Here is a 540-nt window from a genome sequence, read left to right on the forward strand (position 1 = left end):
GGCTGTGCTGAAGAAGCGGGGGTTTTCACGGGATCGTCGTTGCTGATTCCACGATGCGAGAATGGCGACGCGCTCGCGTCGGTTTTTTGGCCTTTAGAGGCTCGCTTTTAGCCTTTCTCGTCCCGCTTGGTAATTTATGGACGTACCTGTGCCATCAGCCGTGATCGACTCATGTAGATGTTCGCCAGCGCGAGCACTGCGAATGCACGGGTAGCATTTTTGGTGAGTCCACGATAGCGGACCTTGCCGAATCCCCACAGCCGCTTCACTACCGCGAACACGTGCTCCACTCGAGCTCGTATCTTCGACTTATTGCGGTTCTTCGAGCGCTTGACTTCGTCGATTTCGCCACTGCGGTTACGCACACGCTCATTGGTGAAATCCTTGGCTTTCGGGGCTTTGCTAGCAATGAGGTCCTTCTGGCTTGCGTACGCGCTGTCACCGTAAACACGCTGCTCATCGCCATGCAGCAGATCAGGGAGCGCATGCTTGTCGTGCACGTTCGCTGCTGTCACCACGGCGCTGTGTGTCAGCCCCGTT

Annotated in this window: 1 protein-coding gene; it reads right to left on the minus strand. The window is 56.7% G+C overall.

The window, feature by feature from the left end; translation table 11 throughout:
• Positions 1–134 precede the first annotated feature (134 nt).
• Positions 135–540, minus strand: a 406-nt coding sequence (locus tag AWB65_RS35320) for a transposase (protein WP_143281842.1), incomplete at its 5' end; no start/stop codon positions are given.

This window comes from Caballeronia humi (assembly GCF_001544475.1).
In the GTDB taxonomy this organism is placed as follows: domain Bacteria; phylum Pseudomonadota; class Gammaproteobacteria; order Burkholderiales; family Burkholderiaceae; genus Caballeronia; species Caballeronia humi.